Source organism: Rothia santali (genome assembly GCF_024199905.1).
Taxonomy (GTDB): domain Bacteria; phylum Actinomycetota; class Actinomycetes; order Actinomycetales; family Micrococcaceae; genus Rothia; species Rothia santali.
The window spans coordinates 1-24,371 of sequence record NZ_JANAFB010000015.1; the positions used below are offsets into that span (position 1 = coordinate 1).

The 24,371-nt window shown below is 71.6% G+C and carries 20 protein-coding genes; 2 read left to right on the plus strand and 18 right to left on the minus strand.

Annotated elements, in window-relative coordinates:
- Nucleotides 1–246: 246 nt before the first annotated feature.
- From NBM05_RS07540 to iolC, 4 genes are read right to left on the minus strand one after another with little or no spacing between them, the layout of a single operon-like run.
- Entirely contained in the window at nt 247–1,752 is a 1,506-nt protein-coding gene (locus tag NBM05_RS07540) for a CoA-acylating methylmalonate-semialdehyde dehydrogenase (RefSeq protein WP_254166265.1), read from the minus strand.
- A gap of 9 nt (nt 1,753–1,761) precedes the next feature.
- Nucleotides 1,762–3,693 (minus strand): 3D-(3,5/4)-trihydroxycyclohexane-1,2-dione acylhydrolase (decyclizing), encoded by a 1,932-nt coding sequence (gene iolD, locus NBM05_RS07545; RefSeq protein ID WP_254166266.1) that lies wholly within the window; start codon nt 3,691–3,693, stop codon nt 1,762–1,764.
- A 10-nt stretch (nt 3,694–3,703) separates the two neighbouring features.
- On the minus strand, nt 3,704–4,588 hold the full coding sequence (locus tag NBM05_RS07550; RefSeq protein ID WP_254166268.1) for a Cgl0159 family (beta/alpha)8-fold protein: 885 nt from the start codon (nt 4,586–4,588) through the stop codon (nt 3,704–3,706).
- Complete coding sequence (iolC, locus tag NBM05_RS07555) at nt 4,585–5,559, minus strand: 5-dehydro-2-deoxygluconokinase (protein WP_254166270.1); 975 nt, start codon at nt 5,557–5,559, stop codon at nt 4,585–4,587. Before iolC ends, NBM05_RS07550 begins: the two co-directional genes overlap by 4 nt.
- Nucleotides 5,560–5,882: 323 nt before the next feature.
- On the opposite strand from iolC, the gene mgtE reads away from it, so the two are divergent.
- Nucleotides 5,883–7,250 carry a magnesium transporter gene (gene mgtE, locus NBM05_RS07560; protein ID WP_254166272.1) on the plus strand — a complete coding sequence of 456 codons (1,368 nt, stop codon included), beginning with the start codon at nt 5,883–5,885 and terminating at the stop codon, nt 7,248–7,250.
- 21 nt (nt 7,251–7,271) lie between these two features.
- Here the strand turns inward: mgtE and NBM05_RS07565 are convergent, their stop codons facing one another.
- From NBM05_RS07565 to NBM05_RS07605, 9 genes are all read right to left on the minus strand, one after another.
- Nucleotides 7,272–7,847 carry a TetR/AcrR family transcriptional regulator gene (locus NBM05_RS07565; RefSeq protein WP_254166274.1) on the minus strand — a complete coding sequence of 192 codons (576 nt, stop codon included), beginning with the start codon at nt 7,845–7,847 and terminating at the stop codon, nt 7,272–7,274.
- A gap of 160 nt (nt 7,848–8,007) precedes the next feature.
- On the minus strand, nt 8,008–9,018 hold the full coding sequence (locus NBM05_RS07570) for an aldo/keto reductase (RefSeq protein WP_254166276.1): 1,011 nt from the start codon (nt 9,016–9,018) through the stop codon (nt 8,008–8,010).
- Between the two features lie 191 nt (nt 9,019–9,209).
- Nucleotides 9,210–9,935 carry an aspartate/glutamate racemase family protein gene (locus NBM05_RS07575; protein ID WP_254166278.1) on the minus strand — a complete coding sequence of 242 codons (726 nt, stop codon included), beginning with the start codon at nt 9,933–9,935 and terminating at the stop codon, nt 9,210–9,212.
- 31 nt (nt 9,936–9,966) lie between these two features.
- Nucleotides 9,967–11,550 (minus strand): NCS1 family nucleobase:cation symporter-1, encoded by a 1,584-nt coding sequence (locus NBM05_RS07580; RefSeq protein ID WP_254166279.1) that lies wholly within the window; start codon nt 11,548–11,550, stop codon nt 9,967–9,969.
- A gap of 273 nt (nt 11,551–11,823) precedes the next feature.
- Nucleotides 11,824–13,146 carry an allantoinase AllB gene (allB, locus tag NBM05_RS07585; protein WP_302183795.1) on the minus strand — a complete coding sequence of 441 codons (1,323 nt, stop codon included), beginning with the start codon at nt 13,144–13,146 and terminating at the stop codon, nt 11,824–11,826.
- Nucleotides 13,147–13,606: 460 nt separating this feature from the next.
- Nucleotides 13,607–14,782, minus strand: a complete 1,176-nt coding sequence (locus tag NBM05_RS07590) for a glycerate kinase (RefSeq protein ID WP_254166280.1) — start codon at nt 14,780–14,782, stop codon at nt 13,607–13,609.
- Nucleotides 14,783–14,849: 67 nt separating this feature from the next.
- Complete coding sequence (gcl, locus tag NBM05_RS07595) at nt 14,850–16,625, minus strand: glyoxylate carboligase (RefSeq protein WP_254166281.1); 1,776 nt, start codon at nt 16,623–16,625, stop codon at nt 14,850–14,852.
- Nucleotides 16,626–16,635: 10 nt separating this feature from the next.
- Nucleotides 16,636–17,529: a 2-hydroxy-3-oxopropionate reductase gene (locus NBM05_RS07600; protein ID WP_254166282.1), complete on the minus strand. Its 894-nt coding sequence runs from the start codon at nt 17,527–17,529 to the stop codon at nt 16,636–16,638.
- Between the two features lie 176 nt (nt 17,530–17,705).
- Nucleotides 17,706–18,533, minus strand: coding sequence for a hydroxypyruvate isomerase family protein (locus NBM05_RS07605; RefSeq protein ID WP_254166350.1), 828 nt, complete (start codon nt 18,531–18,533; stop codon nt 17,706–17,708).
- A 267-nt stretch (nt 18,534–18,800) separates the two neighbouring features.
- Here NBM05_RS07605 and NBM05_RS07610 point away from each other — a divergent pair, with 267 nt between their 5' ends.
- Nucleotides 18,801–19,568, plus strand: a complete 768-nt coding sequence (locus tag NBM05_RS07610) for an IclR family transcriptional regulator (RefSeq protein WP_254166283.1) — start codon at nt 18,801–18,803, stop codon at nt 19,566–19,568.
- Between the two features lie 274 nt (nt 19,569–19,842).
- Here the strand turns inward: NBM05_RS07610 and NBM05_RS07615 are convergent, their stop codons facing one another.
- From NBM05_RS07615 to NBM05_RS07635, 5 genes are all read right to left on the minus strand, one after another.
- Nucleotides 19,843–21,387: a nucleobase:cation symporter-2 family protein gene (locus tag NBM05_RS07615; protein WP_254166284.1), complete on the minus strand. Its 1,545-nt coding sequence runs from the start codon at nt 21,385–21,387 to the stop codon at nt 19,843–19,845.
- Between the two features lie 71 nt (nt 21,388–21,458).
- Nucleotides 21,459–22,403, minus strand: coding sequence for a factor-independent urate hydroxylase (gene pucL / locus NBM05_RS07620; RefSeq protein ID WP_254166285.1), 945 nt, complete (start codon nt 22,401–22,403; stop codon nt 21,459–21,461).
- A gap of 5 nt (nt 22,404–22,408) precedes the next feature.
- Nucleotides 22,409–22,747: a hydroxyisourate hydrolase gene (gene uraH / locus NBM05_RS07625; RefSeq protein ID WP_254166286.1), complete on the minus strand. Its 339-nt coding sequence runs from the start codon at nt 22,745–22,747 to the stop codon at nt 22,409–22,411.
- Complete coding sequence (gene uraD / locus NBM05_RS07630) at nt 22,744–23,238, minus strand: 2-oxo-4-hydroxy-4-carboxy-5-ureidoimidazoline decarboxylase (RefSeq protein WP_254166288.1); 495 nt, start codon at nt 23,236–23,238, stop codon at nt 22,744–22,746. The genes uraH and uraD overlap by 4 nt, the downstream gene beginning before the upstream one ends.
- Nucleotides 23,239–23,611: 373 nt before the next feature.
- Nucleotides 23,612–24,355 carry an SDR family oxidoreductase gene (locus NBM05_RS07635; protein WP_254166290.1) on the minus strand — a complete coding sequence of 248 codons (744 nt, stop codon included), beginning with the start codon at nt 24,353–24,355 and terminating at the stop codon, nt 23,612–23,614.
- Nucleotides 24,356–24,371 lie beyond the last annotated feature (16 nt).

The following is a 24,371-nucleotide window of genomic DNA, read 5'->3' on the forward strand; positions in this document are numbered from 1 at the left end:
CGGGTCCGGCTATCAGGGCGCGGACTCCGGTGACGGGTCTGGTTACCAGGGCGCGGATACCGGCTATGGGTCCGGCGACCGGGGCGCGTCGTCGAGCTACGGGGCAGGCGGATACGGGACCGGCGGGGGCTGGGGCGGCGGGGGGGGGCCCGGCCCGCGCCGGGGGGGCGCCCCCCCCCGGCCGCGGCCGCGGGGCCCCGCGCTCGGCAGGGGACGGCGGCGGCGGCGGGCCGGGGCGGGAGCGGCCTAGTGGTCGCTGCTGGAGGGCATCGCGAAGGACGCCCCGGACACGTGGGTCGGCTCGGGCCAGCGCTGGGTCACGACCTTGCCGCGGGTGTAGAACCGGACGCCGTCCGGGCCGTACATGTGCAGGTCGCCGAACAGCGAGTTCTTCCAGCCGCCGAAGGAGTGCCAGGCGACCGGCACCGGCAGCGGCACGTTGATCCCGATCATGCCGACGTTGACCTTGCGCTGGAAGGTCCGCGCCACGGCGCCGTTGGAGGTGAACACCGCGGTGCCGTTGCCGTACGGGTTGGCGTTGATGATCTCGATGGCCTCCTCGAGCGACTCGGCGCGCACGACCACCAGGACGGGACCGAAGATCTCCTCCTCGTAGGCGCTCATGGTCCGCTGGACCTTGTCCAGGATCGTCGGGCCGACGAAGAAGCCGTCCTCGTGGTCCTTGACCACCAGGTCGCGGCCGTCCAGGACGACGGCGGCGCCGTCCTGCTGCGCCTCGCCCACGATCCGCTCGATGCGCTCCTTCGAGGCCGGCGTGATGACCGGGCCCATGTCGGCGTCGGGCTCGGTGCCGTCGGCGACCTTGATGCCGGCGGCCAGGTCCTTGACCCGGCTGACGATCTCGTCGGCGGCCTCGCCCACGGCCACGGCCACGGAGATCGCCATGCAGCGCTGGCCGGCGGAGCCGAACGCGGCGGCGTTGAGGTGCTCGGCGGCCATGGACATGTCGGCGTCGGGCATGACGACGGCGTGGTTCTTCGCCCCGCCGAGGGCCTGCACGCGCTTGCCGTGCTGGGTGCCGGTCTCGTAGACGTGCTTCGCGATCGGCGTCGAGCCGACGAAGGAGATGCCGTCCACGTCCGGGTGGGTCAGCAGCCCGTCGACCATCTCCTTGTCCCCGTGGAGGACGTTGAAGACGCCGTCGGGCAGGCCGGCCTGTTTCCACAGCTTGGCGAGCAGGCCCGAGGCGGAGGGGTCCCGCTCGGAGGGCTTGAGGATGAAGGCGTTGCCGGTGGCGATCGCGACGGGCGACATCCACAGCGGCACCATCACGGGGAAGTTGAACGGCGTGATGCCGGCGACGACGCCGAGCGGCTGGCGGAAGGAGAAGACGTCGATCCCGGTCGAGACCTGGTCGGAGTACTCCCCCTTCAGGGACTCGAAGAGGCCGCAGGCGAACTCCACGACCTCGAGGCCGCGCTTGACCTCGCCCTTGGCGTCCGAGAGGACCTTGCCGTGCTCGGCGGTGATGATCGCGGCCAGCTCGTCGGCGTGGGCGTTGACCAGCTCGCGGAACGAGAAGAGGACGGCGGAGCGCTTGGCCAGCGAGTAGTCGCCCCACTTCTCCCCCGCGGCCTTGGCGGCGGCGACGACGGCGTTCAGGTCCTCCTGGCCGCCGAGGTGGAGGCTGCCGGAGACCTGCCCGGTCGCCGGGTTGTACACGTCCTGGCGGCGCTCGCCGGTGCCGGCGGTCTCCGCCCCGTCGATGAAGTGCAGGATGTCAGTGCTCAATGTTCTCTCCTAACCGAGCAGCGGGCGCTGCGTGGACTTCTTCTGTGCGTAGGTCTGGTGGGCCTCCTGCGTGGAGGCGAGCTCCGAGGTGCCGGTGACGGGGACGTCCCACCACGACTCGGAGGAGGGCGCGTCGACCAGCGGGTCCGAGTCGACGTGGATCAGCACGGGGCCGGAGCCCTCCGGCTCGGCCTTGGCGCGGGCCACGGCGGCCGCGAGGTCCTCGCCCACGGCCTCGCCGGGTTCGACCCGGATGACCTTCACGCCGAGCGACTCGGCGTTGGTCGCGAGGTCGATCGGCAGCCGCTCCCCGGCGTCGAAGCTCTGGCGCTCCTCGTCGTGGAACCGGTACTGGGTGCCGAAGCGCTGCGAGCCCAGGGACTCGGACAGCGCGCCGATCGAGGCGTAGCCGTGGTTCTGGATGAGCACCACGATGAGCTTGATGCCCTCCGCGACCGCGGTGACCAGCTCGGTGTGCATCATCAGGTAGGAGCCGTCGCCGACCATGACGACGACGTCGCGCCCGTCCCCCTCGTGCAGGCTCGCGCGCTTGACGCCCAGCCCGCCGGCGATCTCGTACCCCATGCAGGAGAACGCGTACTCCACGTGGTAACCGTACGGGTCCTTGACGCGCCACAGCTTGTGCAGGTCGCCCGGCAGGGAGCCGGCGGCGCAGATGACGACGTCGCGGTCGTCCATCGCGGAGTTCACGACGCCGATGATCTCGTTCTGCGAGGGGATCGGCCGGTGGCGCTCCGCGAACGCGGCGTCGGCGATCCCGTCCCAGCGCTCCTTCTCCTCGCGCACGCGGCGCTCGAGGTCGGAGCCGACGCGGTAGCCGCCCACGGCCTCGTTGAGCTTCAGCAGCGCCTTGCGGGCGTCCGCGACCACGGGCACCCGGGTGCCGTGCTTGAACGCGTCGAAGGAGGCCACGTTGACGTTCACGAAGGCCACGTCCGGGTCCTGGAACGCCGTGCGCGAGGCCGTGGTGAAGTCCTCGTACCGGGTGCCGATGCCGATGACCAGGTCCGCCTCGGCGACCAGCGCGTTGGAGGCCGTGGAACCGGTGGACCCGACCGCGCCCAGGCACAGCGGGTGGTCCCAGTCCATGACGCCGACGCCGGCCTGCGTGTAGGCCACGGGGATCCCGGTGGCCTCGGCGAAGCGGCGCAGCTCCTCCACGGCGAAGGCGTAGTGCACGCCGCCGCCGGCGATGATCACCGGGCGCTTCGCGGAGCGGATCGCGTCCATCGCCGCCCGGATGTCCTCGTCCTCGGCCTCGGGGCGGCGGATGCGCCACTCCCGCTCCGCGAGGAACTCCTCCGGGACCTCGATCGTCTCGGCCTGCACGTCCTGCGGCAGGGCGATGGTCACCGCCCCGGTCTCCACCGGGTCGGTCAGCACGCGCATGCCGTTGAGCAGGGCGGAGAACAGCTGCTCGGGGCGCCACACCCGGTCGAAGTACCGGGAGATCGGGCGCAGCGAGTCATTGACCGTGACGTCGTAGGCGTCCGGGCGCTCGAGCTGCTGCAGCACCGGGTCGGTGGCGCGCGTGGCGAAGACGTCCGAGGGGAACAGCAGGGTCGGCAGCCGGTTGGTCGTGGCGAGCGCGGCGCCGGTGACCAGGTTGGTCGAGCCCGGGCCGATCGAGGTGGTGATGCCGTAGGTCGCCCGCCGGCGCACGTGCCGGGCGTAGCCCACCGACTGGTGCACCTGGGCCTGCTCGTTGCGGCCCTGGAAGTAGGGCATCAGCGCCGGGTCCTGCTCCTGGTACTGGCGCAGGGCCTGGCCGACGCCGGCCACGTTGCCGTGGCCGAAGATGCCGAACATCGCGGGGATGGTCCGCTCCCGGTACTCCTGGGTCCCGACGCGGTCCACGGTGTACTGGCTGCTCAGGAACTTCACGAGCGCCTGGCTGACCGACAGGGTCTGGGTGGTCATGGTGTCCTCTCTACTTCCGCAGCAGCGACGCGGCGGTGGAAACGGCGGCGGCGACGTCGCCGTCCTCGGGGTACAGCAGGGTCCGGCCCACGGTGAGGCCCTGGACGCCGGGCAGGGCCAGCGCGGCCTCCCAGGTCGCGAAGATCTCATCCGGCGCGCCGGAGGGGTCCCCGCCGAGCAGCACGGTGGGCATGGTCGTGGCGGCGACGACGCGCTCCATCTCCTCGACCACCGGCAGCTTCATCCAGGTCCGGGCGCTGGTCTCGCCCAGGCCGGCGGCGATCGCGGCGGACTTCACGACGGCGTCGGGGCTCAGGTCGTTGACGATCCTGCCGTCCCGGGTCTCGGAGATGAACGGCTCGACCATCGCGTAGAGCCCCTCGGCGGCCAGCTCGCTCACGGCGCGGGCGGTGGCCTCCAGGGTGCTCACGGTGGCCGGGTCGCCGTAGTGGATGCGGGTCAGCATCTTGCCGCCGTCGGCGCCGATGCGCTTGAGCGCCGCGGCGGTGTGGCCGGTGAAGCGGTCGTCGATCTCGTTGACCAGGCCGGTCAGGCCGCCGCGGTTCATCGAGCCGAAGACGAGCTTGCCGTCCAGGGCGCCGAGCAGCAGCAGGTCGTCGAGGATGTCCGGGGAGGCCAGCACGCCGTCGACCGCCGGGTTGCTCAGGGCGGTCCGGAGGCGGTCCAGGAGGTCCCCGCGGTGGGCCATCGCGTCCGCCCGCCCGCGGACCGAGAGGGCCCCGCGGGCCGGGTGGTCCGCGGCGACGATGAAGTTCTGGCGGCCGTAGACGACGCCGGGGTGGCGGGGCCGCGAGTCGGCGGCGCGCTGGACGGCGTCGGGGTCCTCGAGGCGGATCCGGGTCAGGTCCTCGTAGCGGTGGACGTCGGTGCTCATGCCTGGAACCCCCGGCCTCGCTCGTCGAGGAGCTGGAGCACCTCGTCACTGGTGGGCATGTCCTCCGAGCAGGCGATGCGGGAGGCCACGATGGCGCCGGCGGCGTTGGCGAAGTCCAGCACGTGCTGCAGCTCCCAGCCGGCGAGGAGGCCGTGGCAGAAGGCGCCGCCGAAGGAGTCGCCGGCGCCCAGGCCGTTCTGCGTCTCGACCGGGACCGGCTCGGAGACCACGCGCGTCCCGGCGGTCTTGGCCAGCACGCCGGCCGAGCCCATCTTGACGACGGCGATGCTGACGCCGGCCTCGAGCAGGCGGTCGGCCTGCTCGTCGGGGCTGCCGTCGCCCACGGCCACGGCGCACTCCTCGCGGTTGCCGATCGCGATGCTCGCATGGCGCAGGTTCTCGCGGACCTGCGCGGTCGCGTCCTCGATGGAGTCCCAGAACATGGGGCGGTAGTCGAGGTCCAGGATGGTGTGCCGGCCCTCCCCCAGCTCCTCGCGGGGGCGGGCCTCGTGGGCGCTCAGCTGGGCGGAGCGGGCGGGCTCCTGGCACAGGCCGGTCACGGTGGACCAGAAGATGGTCGCCTCGCGGACGGCGTCGACGTCGACCTCCTCGGCCCGGATCTGGAGGTCCGGGGCCGTGGGGAAGCGGCCGTAGAAGTACAGGGGGAAGTCCTCGGGCGGCTGGATCGCGCAGAAGGTCGCGGGGGTCTGGAGGCCCTCGACCGGGCTGACGTGGGCGTCGTCGACGCCGTAGCGGGTCAGCTCGCGGTGCAGGTACTCGCCGAAGGGGTCGTCGCCGGTGCGGGTGATCACCGCGGTGCGGCGGCCGTGCTTGGCGGCGGCGACGGCGACGTTGGAGGGCGAGCCGCCCAGGTACTTGCCGAACGAGGTCACGTCCGCCAGGCCCACGCCGATGTCGTTGGGGTAGATGTCGACGCTGATGCGCCCCATCGTCAACAGGTCGTAGCTCATGGGCTGGTGGATCCTTCCGATCGTCCGTCGCGTGGGCCTCGACGCCGGCCCGCGCGGGGAGCGCGGAGGGCGGCGTCGTCGCCGTGCCGGGAGTGACCCGGCCAACACTCATCAGTCTGCCCCGTGCAGTTTGTCCTGTCAATCTTTGTCCGCACAAAACGGGTCCGGCGCGTCGCGTCGCGTCCGCCCGGAGCGCCCCCGCTGCCGCCGACGCGGAGATCACACCGCCCGACCCGCCGCGGCGCCCTCCCGGCGGCTAGGGTGGTCCAGGACGCCGGCGGCCGAGGGGCAGCGGGCGGGAGCCGCGTCGAGGGAGGATCGTCATGGAGCAGCTGGACCTGAACGCCACGGCGGGCATCTGGACGGAGCTCATCGCCGAGGGGCGCCTCGACGCCGTCGCCGAGCAGGCCGCGAGCCTCTCCCGCCCCGACCTGGTCCGCACCCTGGAGCGGCTGCCCGTCACCGACCGCGCGGTGGCCTTCCGGTTGCTGGCCAAGGACGAGGCCCACGCGGTCTTTGAGCGGTTCGACGACGGGCTGCGCGCCGAGCTGTTCTCGAGCCTCCGGGACGACGACGTCGTGCGCCTCTTCGACGCCCTGGACCCCGACGACCGCGTCCACCTCATGGACGAGCTCCCGGCCGGCGTGACCCACCGCCTGCTCCAGCGGCTCTCCGAGGAGGAGCGGGAGCTGACCGCCCCGATCCTCGGCTACGAGCGCGGCGTCATCGGCCGCCGCATGAGCACCGAGTACGTGCGCCTGCACCCGGGGCACTCGGTCGGCGACGCGCTGACCCTGGCCCGCCGGCGCGGCGACGACGCGGAGACCATCTACGTCCTGCCTGTGGTCGACGACTCGCTGGTCCTGGTCGGCGTGGTGGGCCTGCGCGCGCTCTTCCTGGCCGGCTCCGACGCGCTGGTGGCCGACCTGATGACCGCGCCGATCTCGGTCAGCGCCCACGACGAGGAGGAGGCGGCCGCCCGCCGCTGCGTCGACGCCCAGGTCCTGGCGGTCCCGGTGGTCGACCGCGAGGACCGCCTGGTCGGCATCCTGACCTTCGACGACGCCGTGCGCATCATCCAGAGCGCCGAGGACGAGGACGCCTCCCGCGCGGGCGCCTCCGAGCCGCTCGGCCGCCCCTACCTGAGCACCCCGATCACCCGGCTGGTCCGCTCCCGCGCGGTCTGGCTGTTCTTCCTGGCCATCTCCGCGGCCCTGACGGTGGGCGTGCTCGACTACTTCGAGGACGACCTCGCGCAGGTGGTCGCGCTGGCCTCCTTCATCCCGCTGCTCATCGGGACGGGCGGGAACACCGGCTCCCAGGCCGCGGTGACCATCACCCGCGCGCTGGCCGTGGGCGACGTCAGGTCCCGGGACATCGGCCGGGTCCTGCTGCGCGAGGTCCGGGTGGGGGCCGTGCTGGGACTGACCCTCGGCGGCATCGCGTTCCTCGTGATCCTGGGGGTCTCGCTGTTCTCGGCGAGCTACACCGCGCCCATCGGGCTGACGGTGGGGATCTCCATGCTCGCCATCTGCGTCCTGGCGGCCTCGGCCGGCGGCGCGATCCCGTGCATCGCGAAGTCGCTGCGGATCGACCCGGCGGTCATGTCGACCCCCTTCATCGCGACCTTCGTGGACGCGACCGGGCTGATCGTGTACTTCCTCGTGGCCAAGGCGATCCTGGGGATCTGAGGGGGCCGCGGGCCGGCGCCGCTAGCCCCCGGAGGTCAGCTCGCGGTAGACGGTCTCGGCCGTGCGGCGGGCGAAGTCCTCGTCCAGCTCGTTGGTGGTGGGCAGCAGGAGGCGCGCGAACAGCGGGCCGATCAGCAGGTCGCAGATGTACTCGGTGTCCTCGGGCTCCCGGGCGAGCTCGCCCCGCTCCACGGCGGCCGTGATCGCGCCCCGGATCACCTCGCGCCGCGGGGCCACGAACCCCAGGCGGTAGTGCTCCCGGATCTCCAGGTCGCCCTGGGTCACCGCCAGGATGCCGAGCACGCTCCGGGCGAACGTGGGGTCCGTGAACATCCGGAAGCCCTTGACCTGGATGGCGATCAGGTCGCCCAGCAGGCTCCCGGTGGGCTCGGCCTTGCGGCCCCCGAAGCGGGCCATCAGGATCTCCAGCGCCAGATGGTCGATGCTCTGGTAGCGGCGGTGAAAGGCCGCGCGGGTGGTCCCCACCTGCCGCACGAGCCGATCCACCTTCAGTTCGGAGTACCCGCGGGTCGCGAGGGTCTCCTCGGCCGCCTCCCGCAGGGCGCGGCCGATGGCCGGGTCCGCGGGGCGACCCACTCTGCCTGTCGAAGTCATAGGGCTAATTCTTAGCAGAACCGCTGGTGAGCGGGCGATGAGTTTCCAGCGAGTGAGCTGTGTACGGCGCGGTACGGCCCGCGCGGGTCCGCCGCCGGCGGCGCGATGCGGCGCCGCCGGGGCCGCGAGCGGCCGACCCCGCTCAGTACAGCGCGATGCGCGCCGGGGCGGGGAAGATCTCGTCCAGCGCGGCCAGGTCCTCCGCGTCCGGGACCCAGGAGGCGGCCGCGGCGTTGGCGCGGACCTGCTCGGGCGACGTCGCGCCCGCGATCACGCTGGCCACCTGCGGCCGGCTCGCGAGCCACGAGAAGGCGACCTCGACCGGGCTCAGCCCGCGCTCCTCCGCGAATCCGACGAAGCGCTCGATCTGCTCCCAGTCCGTGGACTCCAGCAGCTCGCGCTTGGAGTGCGAGAGCCGGGACCCCTCGGGCGCCCGCCCCTTCCGGTACTTGCCGGTCAGCAGGCCGTTGGCCAGCGGGAAGTACGGCAGGACCCCGACGCCGAAGCGCTCGGCGGCCGGCAGCACCTCCAGCTCCGCGCGGCGGTCCAGGAGGTTGTAGTGGTTCTCCGCCGCGACGTAGCGCGCGCCGCCGGAGGACCGGGCGAGGTGCTCGGCGTCGGCGATCTGCCAGCCGGCGTGGTTGGAGTGGCCGAGGTAGCGGACCTTGCCCGCCCGGACGGCGTCGTCCAGGGCGGCCAGGGTCTCCTCGGGCGGGGTCACGCCGTCGGGGGTGTGGTAGAAGTACAGGTCGATGTGGTCCCGGCCCAGGCGCTCCAGGGAGGCCTCCAGGGCGCGGGCGACGTAGCGGCGGGAGCCGCGGGCCCCGTGGTCGGCCCCGTTGGCGCCCTTCATGTCCATGCCGAACTTGGAGACGACGACGGCGTCCTCGGCCGCGCTGCCCAGCCGGCCCAGGGCGCGGCCGAACATCCGCTCCGAGGTGCCGGGCTCCCTGCCGTAGACGTCGGCGACGTCGAAGAGGGTGATGCCGGCCTCGAGGGCCGCGCGGATCACGGCGTCGGTGCCCTCCTGGCCCTCGGTGGGGGTCCCGGCCCGGCCGAGGTTGTTGCACCCCAGCCCGACGCTGGAGACGATCAGCCCGGAGTCGCCGAGCGGGCGGTAGGCGGGGGACGCGGCGTTCTGACGTGAGCTCATGCTTCCCACCCTAGCCCCGGACGCGGCTCCGCCCCGGTGGGCGCCGCAGGGAGGGCGGCGCCCACCGGGGCGGACCGTGACCGTGGACCGGTCTGCGCCGGACGGATCCGGCGCTCGCTCGAGAGCAGTGCGTCCCCGGCCCGGAAGAAGCCGGGGACCTCGAGCCGGGCGCGCCGCGAGGGCGCGCCGGTCTAGGAGGTGCCGGCCACCGGCCGCACCAGGCCCTTGGGCCGCGGGGGCGCGTAGGTCCGGACCTTGGAGGTCTTCAGGCCCATGCTGACCAGCGACTGCGCGATGTTCACCGCGGCCGCGACGCCGTCCACCACCGGGACGCCGGTGGCCTCGCGGACCGCCTCGTCCAGCCCGGCCATGCCGCCGCAGCCGAGGCAGATGACCTCGGCGCGGTCCTCCTCGACGGCGCGGACCGACTCGCGGACCAGCGCCTCGACGGTGCGCTCCCGGTCCTGCTCGAGCTCGAGCACCGACAGCCCGGAGGCCCGGACCGAGGCGCAGCGGGCGGAGAGCCCGGCCAGCAGCAGCCGGTCCTCGATCAGCGGCAGCGTCCGGTCCAGGGTGGTCACCACGGAGTACTTGTGGCCCAGGTACATCGCGGTCGAGGCCGCGGCCTCGGTGATGTCCACGACCGGGACCTCCAGGAGCTCCTGCAGGCCCTCCCGGCCGTGCTCGCCGTAGCCGGCCTGGATGACGGCGTCGTACTCGCCCTCGTAGTCCCGGACGGCCTCCTGGACGGCGACGGCGGCGAGGTAGGACTCGTAGTTGCCCTCGACCGACTCCGCGCCGAAGGCGGGGGTGATCGGGACGATCTCGGTCCCCTCCGCGGCGGCCGCGCGGGCCGCCTGGGCGATGGCCTCGGTCATCGAGGCGGTGGTGTTGACGTTGGCGACGAGGATGCGCACGGTGGTTCTTGCCTTTCGGTCGGGAACGGGATCAGTGGTGCGGGACGACGGCAATGGACTCGCCGTCCACGGCGCGGAACTCGCGGGAGCGGTCGGCGATCGCCAGGTAGATCACGGCGGACAGGATCGCCCCGATGAACCAGGAGAACCCGGAGACCACCGCGAAGGCGGGCACGAGCGCCAGGACCAGCGCCACGACCGCGGCCGGAATGAAGGCGCCGATGGCCTTCATGTTGAAGCCCCGCTTGTAGGCGTACTCGGCGTTGGGGTCCTCCGAGTAGAGGGCCAGCACGTCAACCTTGCCCTTGCGGACGAGCCAGTAGTCCGCCATGATCACGCCGAACAGGGGGCCGAGCAGCGCGCCCAGGCCGCCGAGGAAGTACACGATCACCACGGGCGAGTTGTACAGGTTCCAGGGCAGGATCACCAGGCCGATGATGGCCGAGATGACCGCGGCGCGGCGGAAGTTCAGCACCTTCGGGAACAGTCCGGTCAGGGTGTAGATCGGGGCCACGAAGTTGGCCATGAGGTTCACCGCGATGGTCAGGATGATCAGCGCGAGGCAGGCCAGGACCAGCAGGAACGTGTTCGGGATGGCGACGACGACGTCGGTCGGCGACTCGATGACGGTGCCGTTGAGGGTGTAGGACCCGCCGGACAGGACCACGACGATGCCCGCGAAGAACAGCATGTTGATCGGGATGCCGAAGAAGTTGCCGCGGACCACCGACTTCTCGGAGGGGGCGCCGCGGGTGAAGTCGCAGAAGTTCAGCACGAAGGTGCCGTAGATGACGACCCACAGGGCCGCGGACTGGAAGATCTCGACCCACATGGCACCGCCGGTCAGCGAGTCCTCGGTGGCCCAGTGGATGCTGCCGCCGGTCTGGACGAAGATCCAGATGGCCAGGGCCAGCATGGTGATCAGGATGATCGGGCCGGCGAAGGCCTCGTAGCGGCGGATCATCTCCATGCCGAAGCTGACGATCACGATCTGGACGACCCAGAGGACCAGGAAGGAGATCCAGCCGAGGGTCGAGAGGCCGAGGATCGAGTTCTCGTCCAGCGGGGCCAGGCCCGGGGCGAGGGCGATCAGGAGCACGCGCAGCACCATCGAGGCCAGGTAGGTCTGGATGCCGAACCAGACGACCGCGACGCCGCCGCGGACGATCGCCGGGACCTTGGAGCCGTGGACGCCGAAGGCGATGCGGCTCAGGACCGGGAAGGGCACGCCGACCCGCTCGCCCATGAACCCGGAGAGGTTCAGCAGCAGGAACAGGAAGACGGCGCCGAGCAGGAAGGCCAGCATGATCTGCCAGCCGCCCAGGCCGAGGGCGAAGAGCCCGATGGCGAAGGCGTAGTTGCCGAGCGAGTGCACGTCGTTGGCCCACAGGGTGAAGATGCTGTAGGCGTTCCAGGTCCGGCCCTTGCGGGTGGTGGGGGCCAGGTCGCCGTTGTAGAGGTTGGGGCTCACGCCCGTGGGGATGGGGACGGTGGTGCCGGGGACGTGGGTGATGGCGTCGACGGCGGGGTCGCCGGTGCCCCACGGCTCGGCGTCGTTCAGGCGCACGTGGTGGTGCTCGTGGTGCGACGCGTCGCTCTTGGGCTTCTGGGTCATGGTGGGACCTTCCTCTGACGCGGAGGCGGGCAGCGCCGTCCGGGTAGGGATCTGGAAGGCATCGGATCGCGGGGGCCGGAGAACCGGGGGCCGTTTTCACGATGCGGAAGAAAACTTTTCCTATGAGAAAATGTTACGTGTGGCTCAGGACACGGTCAAGCGGGGATTCTCCCGGGACGGGTGCCGCTGCGCGCGGGGTGGGCACGGAACGGCCGCCGGGGGAACATCATAGTCCCCCGGCGGCCGTCGCGCCCGGTCAGGGCGGGTCGAGGATCAGGCCTCGCCGCGCCGGATCAGGCGCCCGGCGGGCTTCTCGAAGTCCACCTCGGCGCCGCGCAGGAACGTGCGGCGCACGCGCCCGGAGAGCGCCTTGTTCTGATAGGGCGTGATGGGGTTCTTGTGGTGCAGCTTGCCGGCGTCGACCACGAAGCCCTCGTCGGGGGCGAAGATCGCCAGGTCGGCGTCGTACCCCAGGGCGAGCTTGCCCTTGGAGCGCAGGCCCGCGCGCTGGGCCGGCTTGGTCGACATCCACTTCACGACCTGCTCGAGCTCGACGCCGCGGCGTCGCGCCTCGGTCCAGATCAGGGCCAGGCCCAGCTGGAGCGAGGAGACCCCGCCCCAGGCCACGCCGAAGTCGCCGTTGTCCAGGTCCTTGAGGTCCAGGGTCGAGGGCGAGTGGTCGGAGACGATGAAGTCGATCGTCCCGTCGATCAGGCCCTCCCACAGCAGCTCGCGGTTGCCGACCTCGCGCACCGGCGGGCAGCACTTGAAGGCGGTGGCCCCGTTGGGGATCTCCTCCGAGAGCAGCGTGAGGTAGTGCGGGCAGGTCTCGACCGTGAGGTCCAGCCCGTCCTCCTTGGCCGAGGCGATCATCGGCAGCGCGTCCGAGGAGGACAGGTGCAGGATGTGCGCTTTGGCCCCGGTCCAGCGGGCCCGCTCGATGACCTCGGCGATCGCGAGGTTCTCGGCGCCGCGGGGGCGCGAGCGGAGGAAGGTGTCGTAGACGTCGCCCTCGGGCTGCGGCGCCCGGTCGATGGCCCGGGAGTCCTCGGCGTGGACGATCATCAGCGAGTCGAAGGTCTTGAGCTCGGCGAGGTCCTCCTCGAGCTCGTCGGCCTCGAGGTGCGGGAACTCGTCGACGCCGGAGTGCAGCAGGAAGCACTTGAAGCCGAAGACGCCGTCGTCGTGCAGCGAGCGCAGGTGCTTCTTGTTGCCGGGGATCGCCCCGCCCCAGAAGCCGACGTCGATGAACGACTGGTCCTGCGCGAACAGGCGCTTGTACTCCAGGGCCGGGACGTTGACGGTCGCGGGGATGGAGTTCAGCGGCATGTCCAGCACGGTGGTGACGCCGCCGGCGGCCGCCGCGCGGGTCGCGGTCGCGAAGCCCTCCCAGTCGGTGCGGCCGGGCTCGTTGATGTGCACGTGGGTGTCCACGAGGCCGGGGAGCAGGGTCTCGTCCTCGGCGAGGTCGATGCTGCGCTCCCCCACCAGGCCCGAGCCGAGCGGCTCGATCGCGACGATCTTGCCGTCGCGGACGCCGACCTCGCGGGCGGCCAGGCCCGCCGTGGTCATGATGCGCTCGCCGCGCACCACCAGGTCGAACTTGCGGTCGTCGCCGGCGAAGGTGCCCTCGTCGGTCGCCCCGGCGTGGGGGCGGTCCTCGGCGCGCTGGGCCGGCAGGCCGTGCTCCCTGCGGTACTCCTCGATGAGGCCGCGGATGCGCTCGGGGTCGTTGACCCGGTCGCTCACGGAGAGTTTGCGGGACTGCTCCTCGTGGGAGGCCTCGTCCAGGGAGGCGGGCTTGGTCGCCGAGCGCGACGAGTCGTCCTGCGCCACGGCGTCGGGCGAGGCGGGAGCGGGGGCGCCGTCGCGCTGGGTCTCCGCGCGGGCGGCGGCCTCGAGCTGCTGGGCCTCGGCGCTCTCGGCGGCGTGCTCCGCCGCGGCGTCGCCCTTCTTCGGCTGGGCCCCGCCGGACGCGGAGTCCCCGCTGCCCTTGCGGGACGAATTCTTCTGTGACATGGCTTCCTCTTCCATCGATCAGTGCCGGCGCCCGCGCTCAGCGGGCGTCGGCGGGGTTCAGCAGCTCGGGCAGCTGCTCGCCGATCCGGGCGCCGACCCGTTCCAGCAGCTCACCGGCCTCGGACATGCTCCGGGCCGGGTCCGGCTCCAGCTCGGCTAGAGCATACAGTCCGGCGAAGCCCGCCTCGCGGACCCGCTCCGCGTCGAGCAGGCTGCGCCCGCAGACCGCGAGCACCGGGATCCCGGCGCGGCGCGCGCAGGCGAGCACCCCCATGGGGGTCTTCCCGTGCAGGGACTGCTCGTCCAGGCTGCCCTCGCCGGTGACGACGAGGTCCGCCCCGGCGATCCGGTCGGCCAGGCCGACCAGCTCCAGGACGACGTCGATCCCCGCCTCGCGGTGGGCGCCCAGCCCGGCCAGCGCGGCGAAGCCGACGCCGCCGGCGGCCCCGGCGCCCGGGCGGCCCTCGAGGCGCTCCTCGGCGAGGCCCAGGGCCTCCCCGAGGAGCCGGGCGTACCGGGCCAGCCCCGCGTCCAGACGGATCACGTCCTCCGCGTCGGCGCCCTTCTGCGGTCCGAAGACCGCGGGGGCGCCGTGCTCGCCCAGCAGCGGGTTGTCCACGTCGCTGGCGAGCACGAACTCGGTCCGGGCCACTCGGGGGTCGAGCCCGGAGGCGTCGACCCGTTCGAGGCCCTCGAGGGCGCCGCCGCCCACGGGCAGCGGTTTCCCCGCGACGTCGTGCAGCACGACGCCGAGGGCGTTCAGCAGCCCGGCGCCGCCGTCGGTGCTCGCGCTGCCGCCGACGCCGAGCACGACGCGGGTGGCCCCGGCGTCGAGCGCGGCGGCGATCAGCTCGCCGGTGCCGTAGCTGGTGGCGCCCAGGGCGTCCTTCCGCCCGTCGGGCAGGAGGTCCAGCCCGGAGGCGGTGGCCATCTCGACGAAGGCCTCCTCGCCCCGGAGGGCGAAGGCGGCGGTCACGGGCTCCATGGTGGGCCCGTGGACCTCCGCGGTGCGGCGCTCGAAGCCCGCGGCGAACGCCGCCTCCAGCGTCCCCTCCCCGCCGTCCGCGACCGGGATCGTCTCCACCTCAGCGTCCGGGGCGACCGCGCGGATCCCGGCGGTCAGGCTCCTGCCCACCTCGTGGGCGGTCAGGGATCCCTTGAACTTGTCGGAGGCCACGACGATGCGCGTGGTCCCGCTGGTGCTGTGCGGCATGATCACTCTTTCGGTCCGGTGGACGGTCGGCGAGGGGCACTGGTCCGGCGGCGGCCGGAGCGGGCTGTCAGTCGAGCATCGCGATCGCGGTCGGGGCGTCCTCGCCGCGCTCGGCGAGGGCCTCGAACTCGGTCACGTTGTCCAGCTCGGTGCCCATCGAGATGTTGGTGACCTTCTCGAGGATGACCTCGACGACCACCGGCACCTGGTGCTCCTCCATGAGGGCGCGGGCCTTGCCGAACGTGTCCTGCAGCTTCGACGGGTCGGTCACGCGCAGGGCCTTGCAGCCCAGGCCCTCGACGACCTTCAGGTGGTCCACACCGTACCCCTGGGTCTCGGGGGAGTTGATGTTCTCGAAGGCCAGCGACACGTTCTGCTCCATCTTGAAGCCGCGCTGCGACTGACGGATCAGGCCGAGGTAGGAGTTATTCACCACCACGTGGATGTACGGGAGGTTGAACTGCGCGCCGACGGCGAGCTCCTCGATCATGAACTGGAAGTCGTAGTCGCCGGACAGCGCCACGACCGGCTGCTCGGGCTTGCCGCGCACGACGCCGAGCGCCGCGGGTCCGGTCCAGCCCAGCGGACCGGCCTGGCCGGCGTTGATCCACTGGCGGGGGCCGTAGACGTGCAGGAACTGCCCGCCGGCGATCTGCGACAGGCCGATGGTCGAGACGTAGGTGACGTCCCGGCCGAAGGCCTCGTTCATGTCCTGGTAGACGCGCTGCGGCTTGATCGGCACGTCCTCGAAGTGGGTCTTGCGCTGCATCGTGCTCTTGCGCTGCGCGCAGTCCTTGGCCCAGACGTCGTAGTCCGGGACCGAGAAGTCGTCCTTGCGCTCCTTGGCGACCTGGAGCAGGATCTCCAGGGCCGCGCCGGCGTCGGAGACGATCCCCAGGTGCGGGGAGAACACGCGGCCGATCTGGGTCGGCTCGATGTCGACGTGGACGAAGGTCCGTCCGTCCATGTACTTCTCCAGGCCGCCGGTGTGGCGGTTGGCCCACCGGTTGCCGATGCCGATCACGAAGTCCGACTCGAGGAAGGTCGCGTTGCCGTAGCGGTGCGAGGTCTGCAGGCCGACCATGCCCGCCATGAGCGGGTGGTCGTCCGGGATCGCGCCCCAGCCCATCAGCGTCGGGATGACCGGCACGTTGAGCAGCTCGGCCAGCTCGACCAGCTTCTCGGAGGCGTCGGCGTTGATGACGCCGCCGCCGGCCACGATCAGCGGGCGCTCGGCGGCGAACATCAGGTCCAGTGCCTTCTCCGCCTGCAGCCGGGTCGCGGCGGGGCGGTTGACGGCCAGGGGCTCGTAGGCGTCGATGTCGAACTCGATCTCGGCGAGCTGCACGTCCAGGGGCAGGTCCAGCAGCACCGGGCCGGGACGGTCCGAGCGCATGAGGTGGAAGGCCTTCTGGAAGGCGCCGGGCACCTGGCCCGGCTCCAGGATGGTCATGGCCATCTTGGTCACCGGCTCGGCGATGTCCGCGATGTTGATCGCCTGGAAGTCCTCCTTGTGCAGCTTGGCCACCGGCGCCTGGCCGGTGATGCACAGGATCGGGATCGAGTCCGCGGAGGCCGAGTACAGGCCGGTGATCATGTCGGTGCCGGCGGGGCCGGAGGTGCCGACGCAGATGCCGATGTTGCCGGCGGCCGAGCGGGTGTACCCCTCGGCCATGTGCGAGGCGCCCTCCACGTGGCGGGCCAGCGTGTGCCGGATCCCGCCGTGGGCGCGCATCGCGGAGTAGAACGGGTTGATCGCGGCGCCGGGCAGGCCGAAGGCCTCGGTCGCGCCCTCCTTCTCGAGGATGAGGGCGATGGCGTCGACGGTGCGCATTCTGGTCATGGTCTTTCCTTTACGCCTGGTCCTCGGCCTCGCGGCCGGAGAGCTTGAGGACCTGCTTGAACAGGCCGGAGTGGTCGAGCGAGCCGTCGCCCTGGTTGACGGTGGAGGCCACGAGCTGGGCGACGAGCGCGCCGAGCGGGATGGCCACGTTGGCCTCGCGGGCGGCGGAGGTCACGATGCCCATGTCCTTGTGGTGCAGGGCGAGGCGGAAGCCGGGGTCGAAGTTGCGGTCGAGCATCTTCTGGCCCTTCTGATCCAGGACCTTGGAGCCGGCGAGCCCGCCGCCGAGGACCTTCAGGGCGGCGTCGGTGTCGACGCCGTAGGCCTCGAGGAAGGCCACGGCCTCGCCGAGGACCTGGATGTTGGAGGCCACGATGAGCTGGTTGGCGGCCTTGACGGTCTGCCCGGAGCCCGAGGGGCCCACGTGCACGATGGTCTTGCCGACGCCGTTCAGGACCTCCTCGGCCGCGGCGAAGTCCTCCGCCGAGCCGCCGACCATGATGGACAGGACACCGTCGATCGCGCCCTGCTCGCCGCCGGAGACCGGGGCGTCCAGCGGGCGGATGCCGGCCTCGCGGGCGGCCTCGGCCAGGCGGGCCGCGACGTCGGGGCGGATGGTGCTCGCGTCGATCCACAGAGCGCCCTGGGGAGCGTTGGCGAACACGCCGTCCTCGCCGGAGACGACGCCCTCGACGTCCGGGGAGTCCGGAACCATGGTGATGACGACCTCGGCCCCGGAGACGGCCTCCGCGACGCTGCCGGCGCCCTGCCCGCCGGCCTCGACGAAGGCGTCCACCTTGTCCTGGCTGCGGTTGTAGCCGGTGACCTCGTGACCGGCGGAGACGAGGTTCTTGGCCATGGGGAGGCCCATGATGCCCAATCCGATGACTGCGATCTTGCTCATTGCTCTGACTTCCTTCGTGGATCCGTGGGGGATGTGCTGGGGGTCCGGGGCCGACGGCGTGCCGCCGGTCCCGGATCGGGGGTCCGGCTCGCGGACCGGGGTCCGCCCGGGCGGACCGGGGTGGGGCCCGACTCGGCGGACCGGGGTGGGGTCCGCCCGGGCGGGCCGGGTCCGGCCTAGCGGACGGAGACCGCCGCGCGCTGGTCGGCGGGCAGCCAGGCGAAGGGGTCCTCGCCGGTGGCCTTGTACTCGAGGCCGATGACGCCCGAGTAGCCGCCGCTCTGGGCCTCGGAGATCCAGCGGGCCAGCGGCAGGTCGCCGGTGCCCGGCTCGCCGCGCCCGGGGGCGTCGGCGATCTGGATGTGGCCGAACTTCGCCGCGTGCTGGGAGATGACGGCGTCGACGTCGTCGCCGTTGACGGCCAGGTGGTAGAAGTCCGCCAGCAGCTTGACGTTCTCGATGCCCTCGGCCTGCAGCTTCTCGATCACCGCGAGCGCCTGGGCGGCGGTCTTGATCGGGTAGGCCTCGGTGCCGCTGACCGGCTCGAGGAGGACGACGCCGTCCACCCGCGCGGCGGCCTTCGCGGCGGCGGCCAGGTTCTCCAGGGCGACCTCGTCCTGCTGCTCGGCGGGGACGTCGTCGGTGCGGTTGCCGTAGAGCGCGTTGAAGGCCTTGCAGCCCAGGCGCTCGCCGATGCCGACGGTCACGTCGATGTTGTCCAGGAACTCCTGGCGGCGGCTGACCCAGGAGACCAGGCCGCGGTCGCCGCCGGGCATGTCGCCGGCGAAGAAGTTGAGGCCCGTGAGGGAGATGCCGGCCGAGGTGACGGAGCGCTCGAAGTCGGCGACGTCGGAGTCCGAGGGGACGGCCTCCTGGAAGGGCCACCAGTACTCCGCCGCCTCGAATCCGGCGTCGCGCACCGCCTGCGCGCGCTCGAGGATCGGGCGATCGGTCAGGAGGATGGAGGCGTTGACCGTGTACGGGGCTGCGGGAAAGGCGTTCATAGTGCTCACTTCCGGGATGGGCGCTGGATGGACGGTGGTGGCCCGAGAGCGAAACTTCCGCTTCGGCCATTGAGATTTTCCGCTTTATGGAATATCAATGTTGCTATACGGAATACTGTACGACGAGGTTGTGATGGGGATCAAGTTCCCGCGCCGGTGGATTCCACCGCCCGCGGGTTCTCGCCCACCGGCCGCGGGTCGGTATCGTTGAAGGCGTCCGGAGCTACCTGCCGGTACGAGGCGGCTCGGACACGGAAAGGACCATTGATGACTGTGGAGACCAAGACCAAGGGCGGATCCGGGGTGCAGTCGGTCGAGCGCGTCTTCGAGCTGCTCGAGACGATCTCGAACGCGGGCGGCGAGATCTCGCTGAGCGACCTCGCCTCCGCCTCCGGCCTGCCGATGCCGACGATCCACCGGCTGCTGCGCACCATGGTGGCCCTCGGGTACGTCCGGCAGCTGCCCTCCCGCCGCTACGCGCTGGGCGCGCGCCTGATCCAGCTCGGGGAGACCGCCGGGCGCCAGCTCGGCTCCGCCGCGCGCGGCGAGCTCATCGCCCTGGTGGACGACCTGGGCGAGACCGCCAACATGGCGGTGCTCGACGGCGACATGATCGTCTACGTCGCCCAGCGCCCCTCGCCGCACCCGATGCGCATGTTCACCGAGGTGGGCCGCCGCGCCCACACGCACGACACCGGCGTCGGCAAGGCCATCCTGGCCCAGCTGCCCGACCAGGAGGTCCTGCGGATCGTGACCAGCGCGGGCATGCCGGTGCACACCGAGCGCAGCCACGCGACCACCGACTCCCTCCTGGCCGACCTCGCGGAGATCCGCCGCCGGGGCTACTCGATCGACGACGGCGAGCAGGACCTCGGCGTCCGCTGCTTCGCGGTCGCCGTCCCCGACTCCCCCACGCCCATGGCGATCTCGGTCTCCGGACCGATCACCCGGGTCAGCGAGGACTTCGCGAACCGCGCGGTGCCCGCCCTGCAGGCCTCCGCGCGGCGCATCTCCCGGGAGCTGCAGCCGCAGTGAGGCCGGCGGGCCGCACCGGCCTGCCGGAGCCGCCCCAGCCTGCCGGAGCCGCCCCGGCCCGCCGGACGCACCCGAGAAGCGCCGGACCCCACTGGGGTCCGGCGCTTCTCGCATCGGAGCTGGGACGGGCCCGGGGGACTCTCGAGTCGGGCCGACCGACGCTTCCACTCCTCGCGCCGACCCGCGAGCGGAGACGCCCCGCCGCGGGTCGGTGAGGACCCGCGGCGGGGCGTGCCGCGGAGGGGGGAGACATCCCTCTCAGCCCGCACGGGGCCTAGTGCTCCTCCCCCGGCGGCGGCACCCGCCTGATCTGCCCCGTCTCGAGCGCCTCCCGGACGGCCTCCGGGCTGGCGACGGGGACCTCGTGCCCCTCCTTGTCCATGAGCTTGCCGCCCTCGATGTAGTCGCCCTCCCGCAGCGCGGTGAGCTCCATGGTGCTGACCATCCGGGCGGGTCCCGCGGAGAACACCGACGACCCCTCCGTGTTGCCCCGCTTCAGGACGTTGAACACGATGTTCAGGAGGATCGCCATGATCGCCGCCGAGCTGATGCCCGAGTGGAAGATCGTGTAGAACCACTCCGGGAACTGGTTCCAGATCGTGGGGGTCACGATCGGGAGCAGCCCGAAGCCCAGCGAGACGGCCACGACCACGAGGTTGAGGTTGTTCCGGTACTCGACCTTGGCCAGCGTCCGGATGCCGCTCGCGGCGACCGTGCCGAACAGGACAATCCCGGCGCCGCCCAGGACGGGGTACGGGATGGCCGCGACGACCCGGCCGATGATCGGGAACAGCCCGAGCACCAGCAGGATCACGCCGCCGGCCGTCACGACGAACCGGCTCCGGACCCCGGTGATGGCCACCAGCCCCACGTTCTGCGCGAAGGCGCTCTGCGTGAAGCCGTTGAACACCGGCGCGATCGTGGAGGCCAGCATGTCGGCCCGGAGACCGTTGGCCACCCGGCGCGCGTTCACCTTGGTGCGGGCGATCTCGCCCACGGCCAGGATGTCCGCGGTCGTCTCGGTCATGATCACCAGCACGACGATCACCATCGAGATGGTGCCCGCGAGCGGGAAGGTGGGCAGACCGAAGGCGAAGGGCTCGGGGAAGGCCACCACCGCGCCGTCGCCGACCTTCGAGAAGTCGGCCATGCCGATCACGGCCGCGATGACCGTGCCGATCACCAGGCCCAGCAGGATCGACAGCCGCGAGATCGCGGCGTTGCCGACCTTGGACAGGACCAGGATGATCAGCAGGGTCAGCCCGGCCAGGCCGACGTTGGCGACGCTGCCGTACTCCGGGGAGTCGGCGTTGTTGCCCATGATCCAGTTGCCCGCCACGGGCAGCAGCGACAGCCCGATGGCGGTGATGACCACCCCGTTCACCACGGGTGGGAAGAAGCGGACGACCATGGCGAAGAAGGGCGTGATGACCAGGCCGATCACCGAGGCGATCAGCACGGCCCCGAAGGCGGCCGGCAGGCCGCCCCCGCCCGTGACGATGGCCACCAGCGTGGCCACGGACGCGAACGACGTCCCCTGGACCAGCGGGAGCTGGGAGCCGAAGAACGGCACCCCCACGGTCTGCAGGATGGTCGCGAGGCCCCCGACGAAGAGGCAGCATGCGATGAGCAGTGCCACCTGGTCGGGGGACACACCGGCGGCGTTGCCGACGATGATGGGCGGGGCGATGATCCCGCCGTACATGGTCAGGACGTGTTGCAGTCCGTAACCGAATGACTTTCCGATGGGTAGGCGCTCGTCCTCGGGGCGAGCGGGTGCCGCGGACACGTTCTTGTTCCTGACGCGGGCAGAGTGCATGGGAATCTCCTGAAGGCAGACGCCGACGGGCGGGCGAGCGGGTCAGACCCGCCCGCCGGCCAACGAATGGGTCAGCAGAAGCCGGGGATGAGTTCCCAGACCGCGGAGGCGTCGTCGGAGTCCTCGCGGCGGACGGTCGCCTCGATGAATCCGTACGGCCTGTCGTCCGCGTGGAACACCACGTTGGGGTTGTCCAGCCCGCAGAAGGAGAGGTCGATGACGAAGTGGTGGTTGTTGGGCAGCGAGAGCTTGATCTCGGCGATCTCGGGGTGGGCCTCGAGGACCGCCTTGCCCATGTCGAACATGGTCTGCTGCAGCGCCGAGGAGTACTTCTCCCCGAACTTGGCCAGCAGGATCGAGGTGACGTCGTCGTACACGGCGTTGTAGTCCACCTCGGCGCCGTCGGCGAAGCGCCAGCGGGCCTTGACGTCGGTGGACATGATCCGGTCGTTCGTCTCGGCCAGCGTGGTGTACCGGTCCTTCGGGTAGCCCTCGAAGCCGGACTGCGTGGTCTTCAGGACCGTGAGGTCCTGGACGCCGGAGACCACGGTGCGGCGGTCCCCGTCGGCGACGACGACGGCGGTGCGCACCTCCCGGTTGTCGCGCACGAACGAGTGGTCGTGGTCCTCGATGCGCTGCCAGCCGTACTGTTCGGCCTCCCAGCGCCCGCCGGAGACCCAGTCGAACTCGCCGGTGAAGTGGTCGGCCAGCCGGAGCAGGAACTCCTCCGGGGAGCCGACGCGCTCGCGGGCGAACGCGTAGATGGTGTTCTTCTGGGTGTCGGTGGCGACGACGTGCTCGTTGTTGCCCTCCGTGTGCGCGGAGAGGAAGTCCCCGTGCAGCTGGGAGGAGACGTTGAGATCCTCGATCGAGTGGCGCTCCGTGTCCCTGCTGACGCGGACGACGCGGACCTCGGCCTTCCCGTACTGGTTCTGGCCCAGGACGATCTTGCTGCCGGAGGGTGCCTCGGACGACGTGACGGGCCGTGACGAGGCGGGGGTGGTTTCGGTGACCATGGGGGTTAACTCCCTCGGTATGTGGAATATGCGAACGGACTGATGAGCAGCGGGATGTGATAGTGCTGCTCAGGATTCCGCAGGGAAAAGGCAAGAGAGACGAAGGGGAAGAACGTCTCGACGCCCTCCCGCTCGAAGTACTCACCCGTGGCGAATTCGATACGGTAGTCACCCGCATCGGACTTTTCGGGGCCAAGGTCAGAGACCCGGCCGTCCGCATCCGTCATTCCGCTGCCGATTTCCGTCCAGCCCTCGGCCCCGAAGGCCTCGAGCCGGACGCTCACACCCTCCGCGGGCTTCCCCGCGGCGGTGTCGAGAATGTGGGTGGTGATGTGGCTGGTCATCGCGCGACGATCCCTTCCAGGCGCAGGACGGCGATCTGTCGCAGCTGCTCCGCGACGATCGGCGTCTCCTCTTCTTCGGTGTTCTCCAGGCGGCGGGTCAGCTCGGCGAGGATCTCCTCGGCGTCGCGGCCCGCGGCGCGGATCAGGAAGACCCGGCCGAAGCGCTCCTCGTAGGCGAGGTTGCCGGCGCGCAGGCGCTCGGTGACCTCGGCGTCGATCCCGACGCCGGCCTGCTCGGAGCGGGACAGGGAGGCCTCGGCGCTCCCGCCCTCGGCGCGCTGGCCGATCCGGGGGTGGTGGGCGAGCGCGCCCTCCACCTCCTCGCCGGTGAACGGGCTCGCGGCCTGGCCGGCCGCGTCGAGGAGCCCGTCGACCGAGTCGTAGGGGCGCCCCTCGAGGACCTCCGCGACCCACCGGTCGACGTCGACGCAGGGGCGCACGACGGCGTCGGCCTCCCGGGCGTCGAGTGCGTTGAACTCCTCGAGCTGCATGAACCCTCCTGGACGGTCGCACCGGGGCCTCGGGCGCCGGCGCGGATCGGTCGAATGACTGAGCCATCATTTCCAAAATGTGGAACTTTAGTTCCACAATCAGGAGTGTAGCCCGCATCACAGGCTAGTTGTCAATATCGTATCGACCGGCTATTTCATCCAGGTCACACCGCTGTTTCGAGAATTTCACCCGGGTGACGATTTAGCGGGTCCGCGCGGCCGGGGAAAGTCCGTGACGCGAGCGTCCCGCCCGGAGCGAGGCGGCTCGCGGCGCGGGTCGACTCTCGGCGCGGGTCGATTCGACGCGCGGTTCGGTTCGAGGCGCGGGGCGGTTCAACGCGCGGGGCGGGTCACTCGCAGCGCGGCGCCAAGCTCAGCCGCGCCCCAGGAAGGGCATTCCGGTCGCGGTGAGGACCATCGAGTCCACGGTGCAGCTCGGGGGGAGCGAGGCCATGAACAGGATGGCGCGCGCGGCCTCCTCCACCGGAAAGGTCGGCTCCACGCGCATGCTGCCGTCCGCCTGCCGGGCCCCGGTGGCGGTGCCGAGCTCCTCCATGATCTCCGTAGCGGTGTTGCCGATGTCGATCTGCCCCACGCTGATCCCCGCCTCGCGCCCGTCGAGGGACAGGCTCTTGGTCAGGCCGGTCATGGCATGCTTGGTCGCGGTGTAGGCGGCACTGTAGGGGCGCGGGCTGTGCGCCGAGATCGACCCGTTGTTGATGATGCGCCCGCCGCGGGGCTCCTGCGCCCGCATCCGGGCGAAGGCGGCGCGGGAGCACAGCATGGCGCCGGTGAGGTTGACGTCGACGACCGCTCGCCACGCCGCGGGATCCAGCTCGTCGGGCGGGACCGTGGGGCCGAAGGCACCGGCGTTGTTGACCAGCAGGTCGACCCTCCCCCAGCGGCGCACGACGGCGTCGAACAGCGCCTCGACCTGGTCGGCGTCGGCGACGTCGGTGGGGAGCGTCAGCGCGGCGTCGTGCCCCGCCGCCGCCTCCTCGAGGGGCTCCGGGCGGCGGCCGGCCAGCGCGACCCGCCACCCCGCCTCGAGCAGCGCGCGCGCCACCGCACGCCCGATCCCGCTGCCTGCCCCCGTCACCACGGCCACTCGCTCCATGAGCCCTCCTCCGCGG